General features: G+C 44.8%; 25 protein-coding genes. 10 read left to right on the top strand and 15 right to left on the bottom strand.

Annotated elements, in window-relative coordinates; translation table 11 throughout:
- Positions 1 to 313: 313 nt before the first annotated feature.
- From gorA to purD, 8 genes are all read right to left on the bottom strand, one after another.
- A complete protein-coding gene (gene gorA / locus Q0307_RS10060) occupies positions 314 to 1,678 on the bottom strand; it encodes a glutathione-disulfide reductase (RefSeq protein ID WP_298660103.1) in 1,365 nt (454 codons plus the stop codon).
- Positions 1,679 to 1,752: 74 nt separating this feature from the next.
- A complete protein-coding gene (locus Q0307_RS10055; RefSeq protein WP_298660101.1) occupies positions 1,753 to 2,490 on the bottom strand; it encodes a glutathione peroxidase in 738 nt (245 codons plus the stop codon).
- A 174-nt stretch (positions 2,491 to 2,664) separates the two neighbouring features.
- Positions 2,665 to 4,233 carry a HAMP domain-containing sensor histidine kinase gene (locus tag Q0307_RS10050; RefSeq protein ID WP_298660098.1) on the bottom strand — a complete coding sequence of 523 codons (1,569 nt, stop codon included), beginning with the start codon at positions 4,231 to 4,233 and terminating at the stop codon, positions 2,665 to 2,667.
- 62 nt (positions 4,234 to 4,295) lie between these two features.
- Positions 4,296 to 4,988, bottom strand: coding sequence for a response regulator transcription factor (locus tag Q0307_RS10045; RefSeq protein WP_298660096.1), 693 nt, complete (start codon positions 4,986 to 4,988; stop codon positions 4,296 to 4,298).
- 5 nt (positions 4,989 to 4,993) lie between these two features.
- The gene (locus Q0307_RS10040) at positions 4,994 to 5,515 is read right to left on the bottom strand and encodes a M23 family metallopeptidase (protein WP_298660094.1); all 522 of its coding nucleotides are present in this window, start codon (positions 5,513 to 5,515) and stop codon (positions 4,994 to 4,996) included.
- A 127-nt stretch (positions 5,516 to 5,642) separates the two neighbouring features.
- Complete coding sequence (locus Q0307_RS10035; protein ID WP_298660091.1) at positions 5,643 to 6,284, bottom strand: hypothetical protein; 642 nt, start codon at positions 6,282 to 6,284, stop codon at positions 5,643 to 5,645.
- Positions 6,285 to 6,582: 298 nt separating this feature from the next.
- Positions 6,583 to 7,647, bottom strand: coding sequence for an MBL fold metallo-hydrolase (locus Q0307_RS10030; protein WP_298660088.1), 1,065 nt, complete (start codon positions 7,645 to 7,647; stop codon positions 6,583 to 6,585).
- Positions 7,648 to 7,717: 70 nt separating this feature from the next.
- The gene (gene purD, locus Q0307_RS10025; RefSeq protein ID WP_298660086.1) at positions 7,718 to 9,013 is read right to left on the bottom strand and encodes a phosphoribosylamine--glycine ligase; all 1,296 of its coding nucleotides are present in this window, start codon (positions 9,011 to 9,013) and stop codon (positions 7,718 to 7,720) included.
- A gap of 223 nt (positions 9,014 to 9,236) precedes the next feature.
- Here purD and Q0307_RS10020 point away from each other — a divergent pair, with 223 nt between their 5' ends.
- The 5 genes from Q0307_RS10020 (at position 9,237) to Q0307_RS10000 (ending at position 13,772) form a co-directional block, all read left to right on the top strand.
- Complete coding sequence (locus Q0307_RS10020; protein ID WP_298660084.1) at positions 9,237 to 9,584, top strand: hypothetical protein; 348 nt, start codon at positions 9,237 to 9,239, stop codon at positions 9,582 to 9,584.
- A gap of 89 nt (positions 9,585 to 9,673) precedes the next feature.
- On the top strand, positions 9,674 to 10,606 hold the full coding sequence (gene hemC, locus Q0307_RS10015; RefSeq protein WP_298660082.1) for a hydroxymethylbilane synthase: 933 nt from the start codon (positions 9,674 to 9,676) through the stop codon (positions 10,604 to 10,606).
- A gap of 3 nt (positions 10,607 to 10,609) precedes the next feature.
- Positions 10,610 to 11,377: a uroporphyrinogen-III synthase gene (locus tag Q0307_RS10010; protein WP_298660080.1), complete on the top strand. Its 768-nt coding sequence runs from the start codon at positions 10,610 to 10,612 to the stop codon at positions 11,375 to 11,377.
- Positions 11,374 to 12,507 carry a uroporphyrinogen-III C-methyltransferase gene (locus Q0307_RS10005; protein WP_298660078.1) on the top strand — a complete coding sequence of 378 codons (1,134 nt, stop codon included), beginning with the start codon at positions 11,374 to 11,376 and terminating at the stop codon, positions 12,505 to 12,507. Before Q0307_RS10010 ends, Q0307_RS10005 begins: the two co-directional genes overlap by 4 nt.
- A complete protein-coding gene (locus Q0307_RS10000) occupies positions 12,504 to 13,772 on the top strand; it encodes a heme biosynthesis HemY N-terminal domain-containing protein (RefSeq protein ID WP_298660075.1) in 1,269 nt (422 codons plus the stop codon). Before Q0307_RS10005 ends, Q0307_RS10000 begins: the two co-directional genes overlap by 4 nt.
- 202 nt (positions 13,773 to 13,974) lie before the next feature.
- Here the strand turns inward: Q0307_RS10000 and Q0307_RS09995 are convergent, their stop codons facing one another.
- From Q0307_RS09995 to Q0307_RS09965, 7 genes are all read right to left on the bottom strand, one after another.
- A complete protein-coding gene (locus Q0307_RS09995) occupies positions 13,975 to 14,220 on the bottom strand; it encodes a type B 50S ribosomal protein L31 (protein WP_298608115.1) in 246 nt (81 codons plus the stop codon).
- Positions 14,221 to 14,374: 154 nt separating this feature from the next.
- Positions 14,375 to 14,890, bottom strand: a complete 516-nt coding sequence (fabA, locus tag Q0307_RS09990) for a 3-hydroxyacyl-[acyl-carrier-protein] dehydratase FabA (RefSeq protein ID WP_298660073.1) — start codon at positions 14,888 to 14,890, stop codon at positions 14,375 to 14,377.
- Positions 14,891 to 14,957: 67 nt separating this feature from the next.
- Positions 14,958 to 15,821, bottom strand: coding sequence for a 4-hydroxybenzoate octaprenyltransferase (ubiA, locus tag Q0307_RS09985; protein ID WP_298660070.1), 864 nt, complete (start codon positions 15,819 to 15,821; stop codon positions 14,958 to 14,960).
- A gap of 6 nt (positions 15,822 to 15,827) precedes the next feature.
- A complete protein-coding gene (locus Q0307_RS09980) occupies positions 15,828 to 16,139 on the bottom strand; it encodes an NAD(P)H-dependent oxidoreductase subunit E (protein WP_298660068.1) in 312 nt (103 codons plus the stop codon).
- Between the two features lie 126 nt (positions 16,140 to 16,265).
- On the bottom strand, positions 16,266 to 16,475 hold the full coding sequence (locus Q0307_RS09975; RefSeq protein WP_298660066.1) for a hypothetical protein: 210 nt from the start codon (positions 16,473 to 16,475) through the stop codon (positions 16,266 to 16,268).
- A 164-nt stretch (positions 16,476 to 16,639) separates the two neighbouring features.
- The gene (locus Q0307_RS09970; protein WP_298660064.1) at positions 16,640 to 17,002 is read right to left on the bottom strand and encodes a polymer-forming cytoskeletal protein; all 363 of its coding nucleotides are present in this window, start codon (positions 17,000 to 17,002) and stop codon (positions 16,640 to 16,642) included.
- 49 nt (positions 17,003 to 17,051) lie between these two features.
- Positions 17,052 to 17,441: an ABC transporter permease gene (locus Q0307_RS09965; RefSeq protein ID WP_298660061.1), complete on the bottom strand. Its 390-nt coding sequence runs from the start codon at positions 17,439 to 17,441 to the stop codon at positions 17,052 to 17,054.
- Between the two features lie 207 nt (positions 17,442 to 17,648).
- Here Q0307_RS09965 and Q0307_RS09960 point away from each other — a divergent pair, with 207 nt between their 5' ends.
- The 5 genes from Q0307_RS09960 (at position 17,649) to Q0307_RS09940 (ending at position 21,436) form a co-directional block, all read left to right on the top strand.
- Positions 17,649 to 18,368 (top strand): hypothetical protein, encoded by a 720-nt coding sequence (locus tag Q0307_RS09960; protein WP_298660059.1) that lies wholly within the window; start codon positions 17,649 to 17,651, stop codon positions 18,366 to 18,368.
- A gap of 25 nt (positions 18,369 to 18,393) precedes the next feature.
- On the top strand, positions 18,394 to 19,791 hold the full coding sequence (locus tag Q0307_RS09955) for a hypothetical protein (protein WP_298660056.1): 1,398 nt from the start codon (positions 18,394 to 18,396) through the stop codon (positions 19,789 to 19,791).
- A 5-nt stretch (positions 19,792 to 19,796) separates the two neighbouring features.
- Positions 19,797 to 20,339: an ATP/GTP-binding protein gene (locus Q0307_RS09950; RefSeq protein WP_298660054.1), complete on the top strand. Its 543-nt coding sequence runs from the start codon at positions 19,797 to 19,799 to the stop codon at positions 20,337 to 20,339.
- The gene (locus Q0307_RS09945) at positions 20,339 to 20,989 is read left to right on the top strand and encodes a hypothetical protein (RefSeq protein WP_298660052.1); all 651 of its coding nucleotides are present in this window, start codon (positions 20,339 to 20,341) and stop codon (positions 20,987 to 20,989) included. The genes Q0307_RS09950 and Q0307_RS09945 overlap by 1 nt, the downstream gene beginning before the upstream one ends.
- 84 nt (positions 20,990 to 21,073) lie before the next feature.
- Positions 21,074 to 21,436: a roadblock/LC7 domain-containing protein gene (locus tag Q0307_RS09940; protein ID WP_078922466.1), complete on the top strand. Its 363-nt coding sequence runs from the start codon at positions 21,074 to 21,076 to the stop codon at positions 21,434 to 21,436.
- The last annotated feature ends 49 nt before the right edge of the window (positions 21,437 to 21,485 follow it).

The raw sequence follows: 21,485 nt of genomic DNA, 5'->3' as shown, positions 1-21,485 counted from the left end.
TGGTGCGACGGGTATTATCCTTACCACCAAACCTTCGTGGGTTGTGATGATTTGGTTTCAGGATTTTGGTTTTGTTTTAATTGCGGAAGAATCACTGCAAACAATTTTAAGCGGATCTAAGCCAACGTCCAGTTACGGATAAGCAAGGGTTTGGTAATCAGAAGGTAATGTTATGTGTGCTTGGTGACTATTAATTAAACTTTAAGAAAGTTTAGTTAGACCAGCTAGCTGAAGTGTTACTTTACAAAAATGCATAAAAAAAGACTGCGTTTTTAAGGCAGTCTTCTTTTCAAATCCCTTACTAGCGACACCCCTACCTCATCGTCACCATTTCTTCCGCACTCACCGGATGAATAGCAATGGTGTCATCGAAATCTTTCTTAGTAGCCCCCATTTTTAAGGCAACTGCGAAACCCTGCATCATCTCATCCACACCTTTACCCATCGCGTGGCAACCGACAATTTTCTCGTCTTCACCGACCACAATCAGCTTCATATAAGTTTTCACTTTATGCTTCACAAAGGAGTAATACATAGAATTGAAATCGGTTTGATAAACTTTGACTGCATCGCCATATTGCTCGCGGGCAGCCTCTTCAGATAAACCAATCGTGCCAATTGGTGGATGCGTGAACATCACGGTAGGAATTAGATTGTAATCCACTTTGCGCTCTGGCATACCACCGAATAAACGATCTGACAAACGCCGACCAGCAGCAATTGCAACGGGCGTTAATTGCACACCACGCTTATTAATAATATCGCCGATGGCATAGACACCTGCGACTGAAGTTTCCTGATAGTCACTCACATCAATCAGGCCATTTTTGGCAGGTTTCAAGCCAATGGCGTCTAAACCTATATCGTCGGTATTGGGAACACGGCCAATCGCCCACAATAATTGATCTAAGTCCGTCAAGGTGTCGCCACTAGCATAATGCACCGTTATTTTGCCATTCGCTTGCTTTTCAACGCTGGCTATTTTGTCATTATCATGGAAGATCAAACCATCGGCTTCCATTTGCCGCCGTAAACCGCGTTGGATCATTTCATCAAAACCAATCAACACCGGAAAGCCTTGATGCAGCACATAAGTTTCTGTGCCTAAAGCATTTAGCACACCCGCCAACTCCAAAGCGATATAGCCACCACCAACCACAGCAACTTTTTGCGGCTGTTCTTCTAATTTAAAAAAGCCATCGGACGTAATCCCCAACTCTGCCCCCGGAATATCCTTGGGTACAATCGGGCGGCTGCCGGTAGCAATGACGATATGGTCAGCCGTATAGCACTCACCCTCCACTTCAAGCGTATGCGCATCCAGAAAGCGCGCTTGGCCGTGAATTAAATCAATGCCTGCTTTAGCTAGAAAATCATCTTGATACCAGTCATTGATACCACTGATCATGTTTTCGCGCTTCATGACCAACTTAGCCCAATCCAGCTTGCCAGTTTTAATCTCAAAACCATAATCCAGCATCTGCTCTTGCGTATGCGCTAGCTCAGCCGCATACCACATGACTTTTTTCGGCACACAACCACGGTTGACACAAGTGCCTCCTAGATCGTCATTCATTTCAATGACGGCTGCTTTTTTTCCATAAATTGCAGCTTTTTCGACCACGGACAAACCGCCGCTACCTGCGCCAATCGCAATTACATCATAATGCTGGCTCATAAAACTCTCTCGACTGAATCGATGGACATTGTGGCTAGCCTGTGCCACTCGAACAACAGGCTAGCACTCATTGATTAAGCTTTGGCCGCGAACCAAGCTTCTAACTTGTCAGAACCACCAATGTATTCACCATTGATAAAGACTTGTGGAACTGAATCTTGACCCGCCACCGCACGCAGAGTCACGTTGCGATAGTCTTTGTTTAAAATCAGCTCATCGAACGCAATGCCTTTTTCTTTCAGCAGTGCTTTTGCTTTAGCGCAGAATGGGCAACCTAAACGAGTGAATACCGTCACATCTAATGGCTTATTAGCCTTAGGAGCGACATAGTTCAACATGGTGTCAGCGTCAGACACTTCAAAGGGGTCACCCTCTTTTTCAGGCTCGATGAACATTTTTACCACAGTGCCGTCTTTCACCAGCATCGAGTAACGCCATGAACGCTTGCCAAAACCTAGGTTATCTTTGTCCACTAACAAACCCATGCCTTGGGTGAATTCACCATTACCATCGGGAATGAAAGTGATCTTGTCTGCTTCCTGCGCGGCTTTCCACTCATTCATGACGAAAGTATCGTTCACGGACATACAGATAATATCGTCAACGCCATTCGCCTTCAGTGCTTCCGCCAATTGGTTATAACGTGGCACATGGGTAGAAGAACAAGTTGGCGTAAATGCACCGGGCAACGAGAACACGACAACGGTTTTGCCTGTAAATAATTCATCCGTAGTAACATCTACCCACGCATTATCTTTGCGTGTGTGGAAAGTGACCTTAGGAACTTTTTTGCCTTCACTATTCGGTAACATGAGTTTCTCCTTAAAATTAACAACTGAATGTTTTAGTACTTAAACTTGAACAAGTTCTGATGCAGCGCAGTATAGAGATAGTTATCAATAAATAAAAATAAATTGTTTAACTTAAAACATTCTATAAAAACGATTAAACGACGCTCTAAGAAAACGGCCTAGACCCTAGCGAACTTAAGAAGCTAAGGCTAATTCCAGTATAAATTCTGCACCTGTCTGTGCAGAACCTAGCTGGATACGGGCGTTATAAGCCTTCAGGAGTGAGGTGACAATTTCTAAGCCTAAACCTGTGCCACCTGCATTGCGACGGGTTGTAAAGAAGGGAGTAAAGATCCGTTCACGATTGGCTGGTGAAATCCCTTCGCCATTGTCATGGACTGAAAGCACTAGACTATCTTGCCTAGGACTTGGCTGCGCCCTTAAGCGCACTGCTGACGCACCATGATGTAGGCTATTATCAAACAGATTGCCTAGGACTGTTTCCAAGGTATCAGGCGCTATGGCTAAGGGCACATACGGTAAAGCGTCTGCTTCAATCTCTAAACCGCGCTCGTGATAGCGATTTTGCATAGCACGAACTAACTCAGGGAGCTGACTTGTTTGCTTACTCGGCTCTAAAGCGTCCGCGCGGGCTAATTCGAGTAAGCGATTGACCAGATTTTTTAAGCGCTGGGTATCACTGAGTAAATTATCTAAAAACCGCTGCCGACGCTCTGGCGGCATGGAATCGATGTGCTCATTTAATAACTCTAATGCACCCTGCATCGAAGTTAGCGGTGTTTTAAACTCATGTGAGACATGCGAAGCAAAACGACGAATATAATCCGAGCGCTCGGCTAGTGCTTGTGACATGCTTGCGAAACTTTCCGAAAGTTGCGCTAACTCATAGGTCACGGGGCTTTTTAGCGGCTGTACATAAGGCAGCTCACCTTCTGCCACTTGCTGCGTTTGGCGGATCAAATCACGAATTGGACGCGAGAGGGTTGAAGACAAAAACAACACTAATAGTACCGCCAAACTTAGCAAAATACCCGCTGCAAGATAAAGCTTGTCTTGGACTAAATAGAGATGCTTGAGGATATTCTTAGGAGTGCGTGAGATATACACCACGCCCTGTAAGCGATTCCCCTCAATAATCGGAAAAGCAGCAAACACCCGAATATGTGTCCCACGGCTTAAAGAATACAAAGGCGGTGGTGGTTCATCGGAAATGCGCTGGCGAATCACGCTCGAATAATAACCTTTTAGTGCTTGTTTTACCTCAGGTACATGCGCTAAGGACATCCCCATTTCTTCTTTACCCGCAACCACTAAACCTTTCATATCTAAAATACGCACGCCAGCTAGCATGACTTGTTGGGTATTTAAAATCACCGGTGTTAACAAAGCACCGGCTTGCTGAGCAAATTTATCAGCCACTTGCGGTGTAGGAATTGCGTCGGGACGCGGAGCATAAACAGGTTTGACTAAATCTAATTCAGGGGTAATGGGTGTATAATAAGGATCAAGGGTTTCATCACGCATATAAGAACGTCGCTGCCCCGGAATCAAGGGCGAATACCCCAAGACATAGCCATAGTCGACACTTTTAGGATTGGCCAAGCGCATAATCTGCCGATAGCTAGCGGCTAAAGTAGCACCTTGCGCAATCAACTCTAACTCGGTCTGCCGAACTAATTCATTTTCATAAATCCGAAAAAAATACAAAGTGGCTAGCGGCAAGAGTAGCAGCGTCAACATCATAATTAGCAGAATGCTACGCAGACTAAAACGCAGTTTCCTTGGAGAAGATAAACGAGTCTTGGCTAACATGGTGCGAGTTTGTAACCGACCCCATGCACCGTATCAATAATATTCGCACAGCCTACATCCACAAATTTTTGGCGAATATGCCGTATATGGCTATCAATTGTGCGGTCGCTGACATACACATTATTATCGTAGGCTTGCTGCATAATATGATCACGGTTAAATACCCGATTCGGATGGCGTGCGAGCAACATTAAAATCCCGAATTCTGTAGCGGTTAAATGCACCGTTTGCTGATCCCAAACAGCTAAATGTTGTTGTGGGCTAATGTTTAGTTTGCCGCGCACTACATCATCCGATTGTACTACTGGTGCTGCTTGTGTCGGCTGCAAACGCTTCAAAATGGCATTAATCCGTGCAACTAATTCGCGAGGGCTAAAAGGCTTAGTCACATAATCATCGCCACCGATTTCTAAACCTAGAATCCGGTCGATTTCATCATCCCGCGAGGATAAAAATAAAATAGGTACATTGGAAGTTTTGCGTAGTTCACGACAGACCTCCAAACCATCCATTTCTGGCATATTAATATCCAGTACTAATAAGTCAGCGGCTTGCTCACGAAAGCTTTGTACCGCCTCGCGTCCATCACTTGCTTGGCGCACCGTCATCCCTGCTTTTTCGAGGGCAAAACTAATCACTTCACGAATATGCAGATCATCATCTACGACTAAAATTTGCTTGCTCATACTCTTTAGAATGCTATGTGCTGAGTTAGAAACTGATGTGGATTAATATAAAACAGTCTATTCCAAGCTTGGGGCTGATTGGGTTGATACTGCGCTAATTGCGGAAAAAGTGTTTGAATTTGGTAATGTAGATGCGGTGGTTTACCTTTTGCATTTCCCGAATCGCCGACCTTACCTAATACGTTACCGGCTTTTAGCCAATGTCCGCTACTTGTGTCGATGGACTGCAAATGGGCGTAATAGTGAAAGCGCCATTTTGCCCCAAGCACTAAAACATAATTACCGCCTAAGCTATCGAAGCCTGTGCTCAGCACTAAACCATCGGTCGCGCTCAATACTGGAGTACCTAGTTTGGCAAAAATATCAATGCCTTTATGCGTACCGGAACGCCCCCAAGGATAATACCAAAAGGATTGGGGATTCCAGTCAGCGGCTGTTGCTCCACTGACTGGAACCCTTGAAGTCTCTGGGATAAACCACCCCACCATGAAAACGGACAGTAACATTAAAGCAATTATTTTTCTCATCCTCGCGTTTCCAGGCTTTCGGTTGGAGTCAAGTAGTCTCAGGCGCTAAGATTAACGCTTTAGTGTGCAGACCCTACCGATAGCTTGCGGAAACTTCACGAAGATATTTTGCAAAAACCGTGCAGTGTTAAGGCTCGAAATTGAGGGGGTCATCAATCCGGCAAGGCGTCCAAGTTTGGCTGGCTTTAAACTGCTCGACCTTTTTCAGATGCCGTGGACTCGACATGCTCCCTGAAGTGAACTCGCGTTCACCTTGATCTAAATTGATCACTGTTTCATTGAACATGCCAGTCGCCGATTTTACCTTATAACGCTGAAAATGGCTTAACACAAAGCGCCGCCCTTCTGGTTTAAAGGTATAATTCACATAGGAACGCCCTGCATTCGGCGGCTTAAATTGCACCTCAATCAAGCCCTTATTGATAGCCAAATACGCTAGAGGGTCTACGCCTTCATCGCTAGGCAGCGGAATAAAGCGCCAGTATTGTTGGGCAATCTTTAAGCCACCTTCGACTTCTGGATCACTCACCATGATTAATAAGCGACGTTGAGCCGGTTTGGTTTTTGAAGCTGCACGTTCTATCGCAACCGCATAGTCAAGTTTTCCGTCAGTATTTAAGTCACCAGAAGCAAGGCTAAGAACGTTGAAGTTTTTTGGTAGTAAATGCTGGATGGCAGCAAGTTCTACCGTTGCGGGACTTTGCAAGTGTTGTAATTGACTCGCAGCGATTAGACAAGGTAATAAACCGACAATAACTAGAATACGCATGGATTGAATATAGCATAAGCTGTTATTTATGCAGTCTATTCAAATCAACCTCTCTAGCCTGAAGCATTTATCCGACCATCTCTAATCATCCTAGACAACCTGAAACACAGCGTTTTTATCTTGGATCGCTTATCGAAGCTAGAAAATCTGGTAATAATCGAAAAAAGCTTTGAGAAACTTGGGAGAAACGCTAGTAAAGGAATGCGTGACGGAGCAGTATGAACTGATTAGATTCAACTCTGGTGTTCGCCCCTATGAGCATAACAAATATCTGCGTCAGATAGGATTAAGTAATTAGCTAGCGCACGCCAGATGAAACTTGCCGATAATACCCCACGCCTTGCTCATCTAAACTTACCTGCAATTTGCCAGCCTGTACTAAATAATTCAAATGCGCCCGCGCCTCACCAGTTGCAAAAATCAAGGTACGCTTGGTCACGGGATTTTTAAACAACACCGAAAACACATCGACTACACGCTTAGGTTCAGCACAAAATTCATATAAATCTTGTAACGCTTGTTCATGCTCGGCAATCAAGCGTTCTAAGCGCGGATGTGCGCCATAGAAAGGTTTGCCGTGGGCGGGTAGTACTAACACATCTTCCGGCAATCGTTCACGCAGCAGATGGCAGGAATCAATCCAATCTTTCAGTGGATTAGCATTTGGTTCAAGCGGCCAAACGCTCACATTGGAAGAAATGGTTGGTAGCAGTTGATCACCTGCAATGAATACTTTTTTCTCAGCACAATACAGACAGACATGCTCAGGGCTATGACCTTGGCCAATAATCACTTCCCAGTCGACACCATCAATCTTAAACTTATCGCCGTTCACTAAACGTTGATAAGAGTCCGGCAAAGCACCAACAAAGCTGCCATAGCCACCAAAATGAGCGCGATAAATACCAATCGACTCATCATCAAATCCAGCCTGCCGATAAAAATGGATAGCCGCTTCGGGGACTTCTTTATGGGTATCAGAGAGCAAAGTGCGGCAGAGTAAATACTCCGTGCGCGACATATGTAAAGTCGCGCCCCATTGATGCGTCAACCAACCAGCCAAGCCCACATGATCAGGATGGAGGTGAGTCACAATTAAGCGCCTGACGGGAGCATCCCCTAAATAAGTTTCAAAGAGAGTACGCCAATACTCGATCACACTGGTTTCAACTAAACCCGTATCCACCTGTACCCAACTGTCACCATCTTTTAATAACCACAGATTGATATGATCAAGTGCAAAGGGCAGTGGCATGCGCACCCAGTAAACGCCTGCAGCAACTTCAACCACTTCTCCACCCGCAGGTATAGGTAGATCCGGGTAACTGACTGCTGAAGTTGTTTTAGGGTCTGCTGAGTTCATATTGATTTACCTTTACGTTAAGGTTAAAGCATTAAATTAACATGCCTCTAGTCACTCGCTAGTAAAAACCCTATAAACCTTGTGCCTGTTCGCGTGCTATCGCTCGATGACCAATATCCGTCCGGTAGTAAACCTGATCCCATTGAATGACTTTCACTAATTCATAAGCTTGGGCTTGTGCTACGGTGACTGAATCGCCTAAGCCCACTGCACACAAAACGCGGCCACCATTAGTTAGCACTTGTCCCTCTGGATTGGCAGTGCCTGCATGGAATACCTTACCGGCCAGTTGTGCGGCTTGCTCTAAGCCATGAATCACTGCACCCTTCGCATAAGTCTCTGGATAACCACCTGCTGCTAATACCACTCCAACCGCAGCACGACTATCCCAAGCAGCATTAACTTGATCTAAACGCTCATCCAAAGCGGCTTCGAGTAAATCGACGAAATCCGATTTTAAGCGCACCATAATTGGTTGGGTTTCTGGGTCACCAAATCGGCAATTAAACTCTAAAACTTTTGGAGTGCCATCGGCGGTAATCATCACACCTGCATACAAGAAGCCGGTATAAGGAATACCATCGGCCTCCATACCACGTACTGTAGGGTAAATCACCTCCTGCATAATGCGCTCATGCATAGCCGCTGTGACGACAGGCGCAGGCGAATAAGCCCCCATACCGCCCGTATTTGGGCCTTTATCCCCATTATCCCGTGCCTTGTGATCTTGGGAACTCGCCATCGCTAAGACATGCTTACCATCCACCATCACAATGAAACTGGCCTCTTCACCGACTAAAAAATCTTCAACTACCACCCGACTACCCGCAGCACCAAAGGCATTCCCTGCGAGCATATCTTGCACAGTCGCTATCGCCTCACCTTCAGTCTGTGCCAGAATCACGCCCTTGCCTGCCGCTAAACCATCCGCCTTGATCACAATCGGCGCACCCTTAGCCCGAATATACGCAAGTGCAGGCTCCACCTCGGTAAAGTTAGCGTATTCAGCCGTCGCAATCTGATGCCGCGCTAAGAAATCTTTGGCAAAGGCTTTAGAGGACTCTAATTGTGCGGCTTGTTGCGTAGGACCAAAGCAGCGCAAACCGACTGCACGAAAACGATCCACAATGCCTTTGGATAAAGGTGCTTCAGGGCCAACTACGGTTAGGTCAATCTCTTGCTCTTGTGCGTAATACACCAAAGCATCAATATCTTCCGCTGCAATCGGTAAGTTCCGCATTTTGGATTCTCGAGCTGTACCCGCATTGCCCGGAGCAACCAGTACCTCAGTGACACGCGGTGATTGGGCTAATTTCCATGCTAAGGCATGCTCACGCCCACCACTTCCCACAACTAGAACTTTCATATTGGCTCCTGTTTGACACCCAAACTTAAATTGGGCTCATTAAAGCCAGAATGCCAGAGGGTTTCAACCATGAATGACCGATAAGAGGTAAAAACATCGCTTCCATTCCAAAAGCAATTGCCGAAACTCAGCCTCTGAGCCAAATAGAGAAGAAGACTTAGGGAACTGCCCAAAACTTTGTGGTGACCAGCAGGTATATAGGTAAAAAACAAGCGAGTACCGCATGCGAGGCATATTTTATCTCTTCATTATTTTTAGTACTGCCCTACTGACTGCTTGTGCAGATAATGGCAATATTCTAACCATTGCTGATTTGAGTAGCCGCCCAATAGCGACTGTGTATAAAGTCAATACTGCCGCAATCAATTATGCACCCATTGAATGTCGGCGTAGTCCTACAAAAAATGCCGATGTGATGATTCGTTTATATAATGGCAGTTTAGTCGATCTGGTTGCCATTGAAGAAGGTATGCTCAAACGTGATAATCTTTATTGGCTGCATGTTTATCCACCTTTATCCCATCGACCCTCTTGTTATATTGATGTGCGCTATTTAGTACCCCACGCCTAAATCCTTCCCCTTGTCCTTGACGGTGCTGCTGGAAGTCTCAAATTATTTACCGTAAAGTGCGAAAGTTTTAATGGCTTCCCCACGACTTTATGGCTGAACTTATCCGCATTGCCACACGTACTAGCCCACTTGCTTTATGGCAAGCTGAGCATGTCGCTGCCCGCTTACAAGCTTTACATAGTGATTTACACATTGAATTAGTAGGTATGACCACCCGTGGTGATAAAATTCTCGATAGCCCCTTATCCCGGATTGGCGGCAAGGGCTTATTTGTTAAAGAGCTTGAACTTGGCATGTTGGAAGGTAGCGCTGACATTGCCGTGCATTCCATGAAAGATGTACCGATGGAATTTCCTGAAGGCTTGCATCTTGCTGTGATGATGGAGCGGGAAGATCCTCGCGATGCCTTTGTGTCTAATAATTATCAATCTTTAGATGAATTGCCAGCAGGTGCAGTGATCGGTACTTGTAGCTTACGCCGCCAAATGCAATTGCTAGCACGTTATCCTCATCTAAAAACTAAAGATTTACGCGGCAATATTAATACCCGTCTCGCTAAATTAGATAAGGGTGAATACGACGCGATTATTCTGGCAGCGGCTGGACTCATCCGTATGCAATTTGAAGCGCGGATCACCAGCTATTTATCACCTGAACAAAGCTTACCTGCGGTCGGTCAAGGTGCGATTGGGATTGAGTGTCGAGTAAATGACCCACGCATCGAGCCGCTATTAGCACCTTTGATTCACCCAGAAACTTTAATTCGCGTCCGTGCGGAACGTGCCATGAATCATCGCCTACACGGTGGCTGCCAAGTTCCGATTGCAGGCTTTGCTGAACTGGAAGGTGAAACATTGCGTATGCGAGGTTTATTGGGTTATCCAGATGGTTCGGCGCTGTTTAGAGCAGAAGCGGTTGGTGACCCTCAAGACCCAGAAGCTTTGGGCATTTTAATTGCTGACTCTTTACTTACTCAAGGTGGGGGTAAAATCCTGAGTGTTTTAGGTTTAGCTCATCACTGATCTATGAACTTGCCGCTTGCAGGTCTCCAAGTACTCGTCACCCGCCCAGCGCATCAAGCTGGGTGCTTTCATGAACTCTTATTGAATGCAGGCGCTAAACCACAGCTTTTCCCCGTGATGGCGATTGAGCCAGCTAAACAAGCTCCAGATAGTTTACTAGCCATTCACCAGCAAGCCTATGATTGGATTATTTTCATTAGTGCTAATGCGGTGGCATGTGGCTTAAGTTTTTTTCAAGACTTTAGCAGTCTGCAAGCAACTCAACTGGGGGCAATTGGTAAGCAAACGGCAGCCGCTTTAAATAAATATGGTTTACAACCTAGCCTCGTCCCTGAACAGGGTTTTACCAGTGAAGATTTTTTAGCCTTACCGCCAGTACATGATTTGACAGGAAAGAAGGTTTTAATCGTGCGTGGTGACACCGGACGTGAAGTCTTAGCCGAAACCCTTAGTGCTAGAGGAGCTAAGGTGAGCTATGCCAAGGTGTATCAGCGTCGTGTGACCGGATCGGCGTCAGCCTTAAAACAACTCCATGATACTCACAGTATTGATATAATCTGTATAACCAGTAGTGAGACTTTGCGTAACCTCTTGCAAGTTTTAGCAGCAGAAACATGGATATATCACTACCCTATCCTTGTAGGCAGCGAGCGCATCGCTGCTGATGCTCAGCAACGCGGCTTTAAACATAAAATAATTGTTGCCAAAAGCCCAGCCGATGACGCGATGCTGGCGGCCTTAATCCAGTGGCAACAGGACAACGAAGCATGATCGAAAAATCTGAAACCACAGCTTTTACTGAGTCACACTATCTAAGCTCACATCCCAAAGCCAAAAGCGCAAGCTTTGCTTTATTTATAGCTTTTTTAGCTTTATTTTTCACCGTGGTGGGCATTGCTACGGGCTACAAACATTGGCAACGCATGAATACTAAGGCTAATGACAGCCAAGTCCGCATCACTAAGTTAGACAAAACACTTAGCCAAAAAGCGGACAGCAGCGCTTTAGGGTCTTTACGCAAGGACGTGAATCAAACAGTAGAGAAGTTATCTACCGAAGCCAATACAAACTTACAAAAAATGGCACAAATGAATCATGAAACCCGCCAATTTGCTGAAACAGTGACCACACAAGTTCAACAAATCACTACCCTCCAAGCACGTCTACAACAAACGGTAGCACCCAAAACCGGACATGATTGGCAGATTGAAGAAGTTGCCTTTCTGTTACGCATGGCAAATCAAGAGTTGCATCTAACGGCTACCAAAGGCGCTGCTTTAGCAGCCCTAAAAGAAGCCGACTTATTATTAGGTAAATTAGGTTCAGTCAGCTTTTTACCAGTGCGCCAACAATTAGCTAAGGATATTGCTAGTTTAGAAGCCTTTGCAGAGCCAGACTTAATCGACTTATCTCAACGCATTAATACTCTAAGCTTGGAATTGTCTACCCAACTTGCGAAATCATTACCCAGCCCAGCTTCAAGTCCCGCTAAGACGAATGAAGCTAATACGAATGAAGATCACTCACTTTGGCAAGAATATAAACGAAAAGCGCTTAATACCTTGAATGAAGCCGTGATTGTACATCAAGTCGATCAGCCTTTAGCCAATGCCCTAGATACCGAGTCACGGCAAAGCTTGCACCAATTGCTTTTGTTGCGTTTAGAGAATCTACGTTTGATGGCACTGCAACGCCAAGATCAGAGCTATCATCAACAAATCGCTTTGATTCGTGATACTTTGCAAGCTTATTACCCCAAAAACCAAGCCACTACTTTAATAGAACCTCTACTGCAGCTAGATCAATTGAATCTACAGCCTGCTTTGCCCGATATTTCAGCGAGCTTGGCACAATTGGAAAAAGCACGCAATGCTACTTTAGCCGGAGAGCGTAAACCATGATGCGCTTCATTCTCTTATGTGTTTTACTGGGCTTAGGTGGATTTTGGGTCGCTCAGCAAATCTTAGCTCACTCTGGTCCAAGTTTTATTAAATGGGGCAGTCAAGTTTATGAACTCACCACCGCTACCCTAGCTCTCTTAGTATTAGGTGCTTGTACTGTGTTTTATTTAGGCGTCACTTTAGTGCGTGAAGTGCTGGGTTTACGGCAGCGCTATTATCGTTTACGCAATCATCGTTTGCACACCAAAGCCAACCGCTGCCTCAATCAGGGCTTAATTCAATTAACTGAAGGGCATTGGGATAGGGCAGAGCAATTGCTTACCGAACATGCTGAGTATAGTGAAACGCCTTTATTAAACTACTTAGGTGCAGCGAGGGCTGCACATATGCAGGAAGCGCCTGAGCGCCGTGATGAGCTTTTAAGAAAAGCGATTGAAAGTGACCATAGTGCACAAATTGCGGTAGGCGTTTCGCAAGCAGAGATGCAATTGTCGGCCGAACAATTAGAACAAGCCCAAGCTACCCTCTTAAACCTGCGTAGTCTTGCTCCTAAAAATGCCTATGTGACCAAACTACTGGCCAAAGTTTTGTATAAGCAACAAAACTGGGAAGCTTTACTCGACTTACTACCTGATTTACAAAAGCTTAATCTCTTAAACAGTGAAAGCATGGGTCATGTACAAGCAGCTACTTTGATCGGTTTATTTAGTCAGTATGCGGGGCAAAAAAACACCGAAAAGCTGCAAACGCTTTGGAAAAAATTACCCACTGCAATTCGTGATCAAACTGAAGCCATGACAGTATACACTAAAGCTTTACATCAGGCCGGTGGTGACCAACTAGCTGAGCAGTTTATTAGTAATGCGCATGCAAACGCTTGGTATCCCCAATTAGCTGACCTATATGGACGGCTCGATCACCTTAATCTGGCTTTAGCGGTGCGTAAAGCTGAGACATGGTTAGCTCAACAGCCCTCAAATCCAGTTAGTTTATTGTTATTAGCGCGTTTACATCGCCAGCAACAACTCTGGGGAGTTGCTAAATCCTATTATGAAACCAGTTTAAATCAAGCTCCTGACCCAGAAGGCTATTTAGAGCTAGCGGAACTTTTAGAAATCATGGGTGAAACCCGTAATGCCGAACATTGCTATAAACTAGGCTTGCGCTATTGTATTCGCCAACAAGGTGAGCGCCTAGTACTAGCCGCCTCACAACATCCGAAAAAAGCGGTGGAAGGTCGTTATCAACCAGCTCCAACTTTTTAGAAACTAAACTCTACTAGCGAGGAGGATCTGTGATTTGTATCGATAGAAGGCATTTTTAAATTTAAAGGTAACTGCAATTTGAGCAAAAACTTGCCCAGAGCTATTTATCCAGAAACAAAAACGCCCCTAAATTGGGGCATTTTAGAAGCTTAAGTTAAATACTTTGTGTCTTTACTCCTGAAACCTCAGGCAAAACTCGTATTTACTTGCCGCGTGAAAAACGGCGATTAAACTTATCGATCTGACCGGCAGTACTCTTCACAGCTTGTTTGCCAGTGTAGAAAGGATGCGATTGGCTAGAAATCTCTACTTTCAGTAAAGGATAAGTAGCACCTTCATACTCGATAGTTTCACGAGTTTCTACGGTAGAGCGGGTCAGAAAAGTGAAGCCGCTGGCGAGATCTTGGAATACGACTTCTCTATAATTAGGGTGAATTTCGGGCTTCATGCCGAGCGTCCTCAAAATTTATCGGTTAATACGAAAAGGGCGCTATGGTAGCAAACCCCACGCCCTCACCGCAAACACTATTTATGAAACTAACTAAGTGCTGACAAGTGAGATTCATAAATCCAAATTAACTTTATCTAGCTGTTCTGCGTGCTCAGAAATTATCGGTACTCGTAAATAAACCGACCCGTAAGTCTTGCGCCGTATAAATTTCACGGCCATCGACTTCTAGACTACCATCTGCGATTCCCATTACCAGCTTGCGGGTAATCACGCGCTTCAGATTAATTTTGTAAGTGACTTTTTGCGCCTTTGGTAAAACTTGCCCAAAAAATTTCACTTCACCAACGCCCAAAGCACGTCCATGCCCGGGATTGCCTAACCACGCCAGATAAAACCCGACCATTTGCCACATGGCATCCAACCCTAGACAACCCGGCATTACCGGATCACCGGGAAAATGGCAGTCAAAAAACCAAAGCTCCGGTTTAATATCTAGTTCGGCAAGAATTTCTCCCTTGCCATGAGTACCGCCCTCATCACTAATATGCACAATGCGATCCATCATCAGCATGTTAGGTACGGGCAATTGTGCATTCCCGGAACCGAACATTTCTCCACGCCCGCATTGCAATAGCTCTTCGCGGTTAAAACTAGATTGTCTGGACATAACAGGCTCTAAAGCTCCGAACATAAAGATGCCGATTGTAGCGGAATTTACTCAGTGCAGAAAACCGTTAAGCCACGCTATAACTCAAGACAATCCCAATAAACAAGATCAGTCCGACCCAGTTATTGTTCAAAAAGGCACGCAAACTTAACCAACGATCACGATTCCGAATCAAATACTGCTGATAAACAAAAAATCCAGCTGCTACCACAAGACTTAGCCAGAACCAAAGATCTAAGTCAGCCAAGAGGCCTGCCCACAGCAATAAAACTAAAGTGGCTACTTGTAGGACTCCCACTATTAAGCGGTCATGCTCACCAAAGATAATTGCTGTTGATTTGACACCAATTTTTAAATCATCTTCGCGGTCGCACATGGCATACATCGTGTCATAAGCGGTTGTCCAAGCCACATTAGCCAGCAGTAATACCCAAGCGACCAAGGGCGGAAACTGATTTTGGATAGTAGTAAATGCCATCGGAATCCCCCAAGCAAAGGCGACCCCCAAATAGACCTGTGGCCAGTGATGGTAACGCTTCATAAAAGGATAGCTAGCCGCAAGCAGCACCGCTATTAAGGAAAAACCTATCGTCAGAGCATTAAGCTGCAGCACCAACAGAAAAGCTAAGAACACTAAGCCACCAAAAACTCCTAAAGCTTCTTGTACCGAAACAGCACCCGTCGCTAGCGGGCGTAGCTTAGTGCGCTCCACATACCCATCGACTTTACGGTCTGCAATATCATTGATAGCACAGCCTGCAGAACGCATCAGGAAAGTACCCAGACTGAAAATAATAACTAACTTCCAACCTGGAAAACCTTGTTCCGCTATCCATAAAGCCCAATAGGTAGGCCATAATAGCAACAACGAACCAATAGGCCGGTCGAAACGAATCAAGCGACCATAGTGCTTTAAACGCTCAGTTTGCATGCCGGCTTAATCCAATAACAAACGTTCTACTGGCTTACCATTCACTAGATGGCTTTCAATGATTTCATCGATATCAGTTTTATCGACCCAAGTGTACCAAGTAGCCTCTGGATAGATAACTACGACCGGCCCAAGCTCACAACGATTCAAACAACCTGCACTATTGATACGCACTTGCTGATCCTTATGCAAACCTAACTCTTTACAGCGTTGTTTGGCGTAGTCACGCATCTCAGCCGCGTGAAAATCCTGACAACTCGTGTCCCCATTGCTGCGTTGATTAGTACAGAAAAACACATGGTGTTTGTAGTAAGACATAGCATGATCCTTGATAAGCAATTAAGGAATTATGCCAGAGCTGAAAATAAATGCGGGATTTCAAATAAAAACAGGGTGGAAATCCACCCTGCTATTAAGACTCAAGCAAGCTCAATAAACTTAAGCTTATTGTGGCTTTGGAGCTTCGCCAGCGGCTGGAGCAGTTGTTGCAGCAGGAGCCGCTGCTGGAGCAGTTGCGGCTGCATCAGCAGGAGCGGCCGCTGGAGCAGTTGTCGCAGCAGGAGCTGCTTCAGTTTTCGGTGGCTCTTCTTTCTTACCACAAGCAGTCAAAACAAAAGCAGCCATTAAAGTAGCTAAAACAACACGATAATTCATTTTTAATCTCCACAAAAGCAAAAAAACATCAGGAAGAAACTTAATTGATGCACTGCCGCATCATAACTGTTTTTTTTTCACAACACCATGTATGTATAACAGTAAAACCTCATCAAAATAGAGGCTAGCACTATTTTGGTGACATGATGTATTTTTTTAGCTTTTTATAATTTTTGCTCGGTTTGCCCTAAGGATACTAGCATACCATTCACGCTTGCGCCCTGTTCAACCAAAATTTCTGCATAATGAATGTTGCCTACGACATCAGCACTGGATTTTAAAGTAACCCGCCGAGTGGAGTAAATATCTCCAGCAACTCGCCCAGAAACTACCAATGTAGGCGCGCGAATCTCACCATTGACCTCGCTATGCTCCTGCAAAAAGAGAGAGGCTCCTGACTCGCCTGAAGCCATAATATTACCGTTTACGCGTCCCTGCAGATATAGCTCACCTGCAAATGAGATATCACCTACTATCTCGATATCAGCTTCAAACAGAGAAGCTGCGCCCGCTCCCTTTTTAGCCATATAAAATTCCTCAATGTTAAATGTTATGTTATTAGTTCATGTTAATTAATTATGAGCGGGCACGTAAGGTATCAAGCTCTTTTTCAAGTACCGCAATAGTGTCATCACGTACCTGTAAATCATCCAATAACGCCTGAACCCGCCCCTCGGCAGCCTGCAAGCGACCCACCATATCACCCTCACGAGTGAGTTCCTTCGCTTTTTGCAATTGCTCTAGCTGTTCTTCAGTTTCGCGCAAATCGCGACGTAATGCAGCATTATCCCGATGACATTGCTCTAAGCGTGAGCGCGCGCCAAAAGGATCTATTTCCTCTTCATTAGTCGTCGTCGCTTGTGAACGAAAATCTGCCATGAGGCTTCTTGACCACCAACCTAAGCCCAAACCAGCAAAAGTTGCAACTAAAACAATAACTAATATTTGTCCAATTAGATATAACACGCTCCACCCCAGTTTCCGCTATTTGCCTGCCATGCTGACTTAATAAAGCTGTAACATCAAGCTCTGTACCTTAGACCTTAACCTTAGCTGCCATTGATCCAAAAAAATTTTCTGTGACATTTTATAGGTTATTATTCAAAAAGCTGTATCGTCTTTATAGTTAAACACTATAAAATATTAGAGTTTTTTAGCTGCCCTTGGCCTGATATGCTTGAAAAAATTTTTCCGGGTGGAAGTTCGGTTACTTCTGTTGCCTTATCTTTGGCCTTTCGTATTCTGGATGAAAAAACCTTAAGACTCTCGCCAAACTATGATGCTTTACAAACTTGGCGTTTTTTATCGCATCAAATTCGCCGCTACCCTTTAGATCTGCGTGCTCATGTTCAAAGAATTCTATTGACTCATAGTGAGGATCTGACAGACCGCATGGAAGGTAGTTTAATGGACTTGTATCTTGCTTTAGGCAACGAAGCAGGTTTAATGCTCAAAGAGCGTATGCTGGAACAATGCAGCCCTTACCTGTCTCCAGAAGCAGTACAATTTTTTAAGCAATTACAAACTGAAGACTTTTATCAAGGTTTAGATCGAGAGTGGCGTTTAGGCTCTGTATTAGCAACTGGCGAAAACCAAAAAAACCACTCGCTGATTACAGTAGAGCGTCAAGTTGAAACGAGCCATTACGGTTCGGTACTAGAAGAAGCACAGGCTTGTTTAGAATATGGGCAGATCGATATTGCACAGGAGCTGTTAGAGCAAGAAATATTGGCTGGTCACAACAACCCTGCTGTTGAACAAGAACTCTTAAATATTTACCAATATACGCGCAATAAGGATAAACTGAACCAATTGACTTCTGAATTAATAGCAGCAGGTATTGAGCCTTCAGAGACTTGGAAAGCTCAGCAAAGCGAGGCCAACAATTGGTGAGGACTAATTATAACGGGCAGGACGTATGCTGAATTCATCAGGAAATCCTCTACGGATTGCATTGCTTAGTATTAGCCCGCACAACCGTGCAATACTGGAGTTTTTCTTTGCAGGAGCTGGCAAGCAACTGTTTAAAGTCACCTCAATAGCAGATGCTGAAACCTTAATTATTGATTTTGACCATCCAGGTGCTGACCTTGAATGGCATGGACGCACCGATACTAATAAGCTAGGCATTGTCTTATCAGTACGTGAAGTCCAACTGCCCAATACTATTTGGGTACCTAAACCCTTGACTTCGCAAGCACTGACCCATGCCGCTGAACAAGTACGTGCTTTATTACCGCAAGGTAGAGCGTCAGAATCTGAGAGAGAGTATAGTGTTGCTACGCCTCTACACCAATCCTTAGCACAAAAGTCTAATACAGCCGCACAACCTTTTGGTTTAGGCCAACGCAAAGCTCGTCCGTCACTGCTAGTAGATTTTGATAAAGATGACGCAGATACAATCATTCAAGCCAAACAGCCTATGGCTGAAAAGCCGCTGATACCATCCATTCCTAAGGAACCACCTAAACCAATATTCCCTGCGAAAGCTTTAATTCGTGATATTTCTGAACCAGTACTTACAGAAGAAGCAGACAATCATAGCTTCTTACATTTTGGGACTATTGCCACTCCAGAAAAAAATCAAGAACAACAAGAACAGCGCTGGAAACTACTCTGTGGTACACAAGCTGATGTTAATCCCGCCAATGCACAAGCAGCCATACAGCGCTTTACACCCGACAACTATTTACTGAAATTACTGCTGAGTGCTTTACAACAAGCCAAGCAATCAGGTACTGCTATCCAGCTTAAATTTGACACTTATGATCAAATCTTATTGTTGCCTAACTCTAATCTAGCTTATAGCAGTTTTGACCTGAACTCTGACGCCTTTGCAACCCTTTGCAATACTCCCATTCAGGCAGGCAAGATACACTTGTATACGCCAACTGTTGCTGAAATGCCCACGTTAGAACAAACCTATCAAGCTGATAAACAACATACCCACAATTTAGAAAGCCTCCTATGGACTGTAACCCTGTTAGCTGCGCATGGACGCTTGAATCGTGATGTCAATCTTAATCAGCGATGGGTGTTAAAGCATTGGCCAAATTTAACACGAGTTGAAACTATTCCGCATATGATGCGTATTGCGGCAATTTGGCAGCAACGTCCGGGAACTGTGTTTGAAGTCGCGCAAAGGCTCGATATACCACAGCGCCATGTTTTTGCTTTCTTCACGGCAGCTAGCGTATTAGGCCTAATGGCAATGGATGAAGGCAAAGTCGAAATTCAAGAGAAAGAGACACCTAAGAAAAATCGTGGCTTATTCTCACGGCTGTTGAAACGCTTACTCGGAGGGGGCGGAAACTAAGGTTTATGAGTACAACCAACAAAAAGATCATCTTTACTGGACCAGTAGGAGCAGGTAAAACCACTGCGATTGCGTCGATTAGCGATATTGCCATCGTCACTACAGATGAACAAGCCTCTGATATGACCAAAAGCCGTAAACCGCAAACTACGGTAGCAATGGATTATGGACTCATTCACTTAGGTGAGAACGAGCGTATCCATTTATATGGTACACCCGGTCAAGAACGTTTTGATTTTATGTGGGACATCCTGACTAAAGGAGGCATTGGCCTCATTCTGTTGCTAGATAATACCCGTAAAGATCCGTTCCAAGATATGCGCTTTTACACTAATGCGTTTCGTCGCTTCATTGAACAGCAACAGATGGTTGTCGGGATAACACGCATGGACATTCAACGTGCGCCTAATCTATATGACTACCGCCAATGGCTGGATCAATTATCACTGAAGGCTCCGATTTTTGAAGTGGATGCCCGCAGCCGAGCTGATATTACAGCTTTGGTGCAAGCGCTCCTGTACTCACTCGACCCTGGGATTAATACCTGATGAGCGAATACATTCTTAATGAAAATCTCTATCTTGGGGCGACACCGGGTGGTGTTTACTATGCTGTCCAAGATAATACGCCCGAGTCAGGGCGTGATTTCATCCATAAGTTACTCCAGTATCCGCAGACACCGCTATTTAACACCGAAGTTGCTTGTGAGTTAAGCAATCTAAAGAAAAAACGCGCTCTCGAATTTGTACATTGGCTGCAGGAAGCAGGTTTAATTATTGGCTTGGAGCATAGCGAACAAGCTCCACCGGAGACGCTAGAGCGTTTACTACCACAACTACTTCGCACTTTATCTGATGAGGGTAAAGCAGTCTTAGCGGAAAGTCGTGGACTTTATCTAGGAAGTGCTGGATTTCCGCATGAGGCTGCTGAGGAATTAGCGGCTTTAAGCGCGAATCTTACTGCAGTCTATGCACGTCATAAAGAGTTGTTACAAGGTAATCTAGGCTATCGACAACGCGCTTGGGGATTGATTGACGCCAGCGGTAATAGTGAAGTGGGCTTTTGGCCTATTTATATTGGGCAAAATCGTTTCACTTTAATTATCGGCGGCATCCCACAGTTGAACCAACCCGCTTTTAAACAGTTGGTTTGGGCTTTGGAGATGCGTTATGGGAGCAGTGAGCTAGGCTCCTTATAAAAATTAGACGGTTTGCTCAAAAAAACACAAAATATTACAAATTATTGCATATACTTTTAATTAATTACGACTGGAGATTTATCAATGCGCTCTGAAATGCTGCATTCTATACTCAGTGATTTAAATGGCTCGTCTGCAGATATTGAAGCATCAGCAGTCTTATCCACCGATGGTTTAATGATGGCCTCTATGTTGCCTGCTGGCATGGATGAGGATCGCGTAGGTGCGATGAGCGCGGCAATGCTATCTTTAGGGGATCGTACCGCTGAAGAGTTGGCTCGTGGTGGACTCGAACAAGTACTAATCAAAGGCGGCCATGGCTACATTCTAATGACCCACGCAGGCAAAGACGCGGTAGTCACTGTATTAGCTAAACCCAATGCACGTCTAGGTTTAATTTTCTTGGACGTAAAGCGTGCTTCAGAAAGTATTGCGAAGCTTATCTAAAGGATAAGCTTTTTCCTTGGATAGCTTCTAACTATAAGCCATAACTAAA

Source organism: uncultured Thiothrix sp. (assembly GCF_937873765.1).
Classification (GTDB): Bacteria; Pseudomonadota; Gammaproteobacteria; order Thiotrichales; family Thiotrichaceae; genus Thiolinea.
Note: the sequence above shows the minus strand (reverse complement) of the source record. Positions and strands in the feature narration are given on the sequence as shown.

Excerpts from the sequence above, each read along its gene's own strand:
- gorA (WP_298660103.1), bottom strand. The coding sequence starts at position 1,678 with ATGAGCCAGCATTATGATGTAATTGCGATTGGCGCAGGTAGCGGCGGT.
- Q0307_RS10055 (WP_298660101.1), bottom strand. The coding sequence starts at position 2,490 with ATGTTACCGAATAGTGAAGGCAAAAAAGTTCCTAAGGTCACTTTCCAC.
- Q0307_RS10050 (WP_298660098.1), bottom strand. The coding sequence starts at position 4,233 with ATGATGTTGACGCTGCTACTCTTGCCGCTAGCCACTTTGTATTTTTTT.
- Q0307_RS10045 (WP_298660096.1), bottom strand. The coding sequence starts at position 4,988 with ATGAGCAAGCAAATTTTAGTCGTAGATGATGATCTGCATATTCGTGAA.
- Q0307_RS10040 (WP_298660094.1), bottom strand. The coding sequence starts at position 5,515 with ATGAGAAAAATAATTGCTTTAATGTTACTGTCCGTTTTCATGGTGGGG.
- Q0307_RS10035 (WP_298660091.1), bottom strand. The coding sequence starts at position 6,284 with ATGCGTATTCTAGTTATTGTCGGTTTATTACCTTGTCTAATCGCTGCG.
- Q0307_RS10030 (WP_298660088.1), bottom strand. The coding sequence starts at position 7,647 with ATGAACTCAGCAGACCCTAAAACAACTTCAGCAGTCAGTTACCCGGAT.
- purD (WP_298660086.1), bottom strand. The coding sequence starts at position 9,013 with ATGAAAGTTCTAGTTGTGGGAAGTGGTGGGCGTGAGCATGCCTTAGCA.
- Q0307_RS10020 (WP_298660084.1), top strand. The coding sequence starts at position 9,237 with ATGCGAGGCATATTTTATCTCTTCATTATTTTTAGTACTGCCCTACTG.
- hemC (WP_298660082.1), top strand. The coding sequence starts at position 9,674 with ATGGCTGAACTTATCCGCATTGCCACACGTACTAGCCCACTTGCTTTA.
- Q0307_RS10010 (WP_298660080.1), top strand. The coding sequence starts at position 10,610 with ATGAACTTGCCGCTTGCAGGTCTCCAAGTACTCGTCACCCGCCCAGCG.
- Q0307_RS10005 (WP_298660078.1), top strand. The coding sequence starts at position 11,374 with ATGATCGAAAAATCTGAAACCACAGCTTTTACTGAGTCACACTATCTA.
- Q0307_RS10000 (WP_298660075.1), top strand. The coding sequence starts at position 12,504 with ATGATGCGCTTCATTCTCTTATGTGTTTTACTGGGCTTAGGTGGATTT.
- Q0307_RS09995 (WP_298608115.1), bottom strand. The coding sequence starts at position 14,220 with ATGAAGCCCGAAATTCACCCTAATTATAGAGAAGTCGTATTCCAAGAT.
- fabA (WP_298660073.1), bottom strand. The coding sequence starts at position 14,890 with ATGTCCAGACAATCTAGTTTTAACCGCGAAGAGCTATTGCAATGCGGG.
- ubiA (WP_298660070.1), bottom strand. The coding sequence starts at position 15,821 with ATGCAAACTGAGCGTTTAAAGCACTATGGTCGCTTGATTCGTTTCGAC.
- Q0307_RS09980 (WP_298660068.1), bottom strand. The coding sequence starts at position 16,139 with ATGTCTTACTACAAACACCATGTGTTTTTCTGTACTAATCAACGCAGC.
- Q0307_RS09975 (WP_298660066.1), bottom strand. The coding sequence starts at position 16,475 with ATGAATTATCGTGTTGTTTTAGCTACTTTAATGGCTGCTTTTGTTTTG.
- Q0307_RS09970 (WP_298660064.1), bottom strand. The coding sequence starts at position 17,002 with ATGGCTAAAAAGGGAGCGGGCGCAGCTTCTCTGTTTGAAGCTGATATC.
- Q0307_RS09960 (WP_298660059.1), top strand. The coding sequence starts at position 17,649 with ATGCTTGAAAAAATTTTTCCGGGTGGAAGTTCGGTTACTTCTGTTGCC.
- Q0307_RS09955 (WP_298660056.1), top strand. The coding sequence starts at position 18,394 with ATGCTGAATTCATCAGGAAATCCTCTACGGATTGCATTGCTTAGTATT.
- Q0307_RS09950 (WP_298660054.1), top strand. The coding sequence starts at position 19,797 with ATGAGTACAACCAACAAAAAGATCATCTTTACTGGACCAGTAGGAGCA.
- Q0307_RS09945 (WP_298660052.1), top strand. The coding sequence starts at position 20,339 with ATGAGCGAATACATTCTTAATGAAAATCTCTATCTTGGGGCGACACCG.
- Q0307_RS09940 (WP_078922466.1), top strand. The coding sequence starts at position 21,074 with ATGCGCTCTGAAATGCTGCATTCTATACTCAGTGATTTAAATGGCTCG.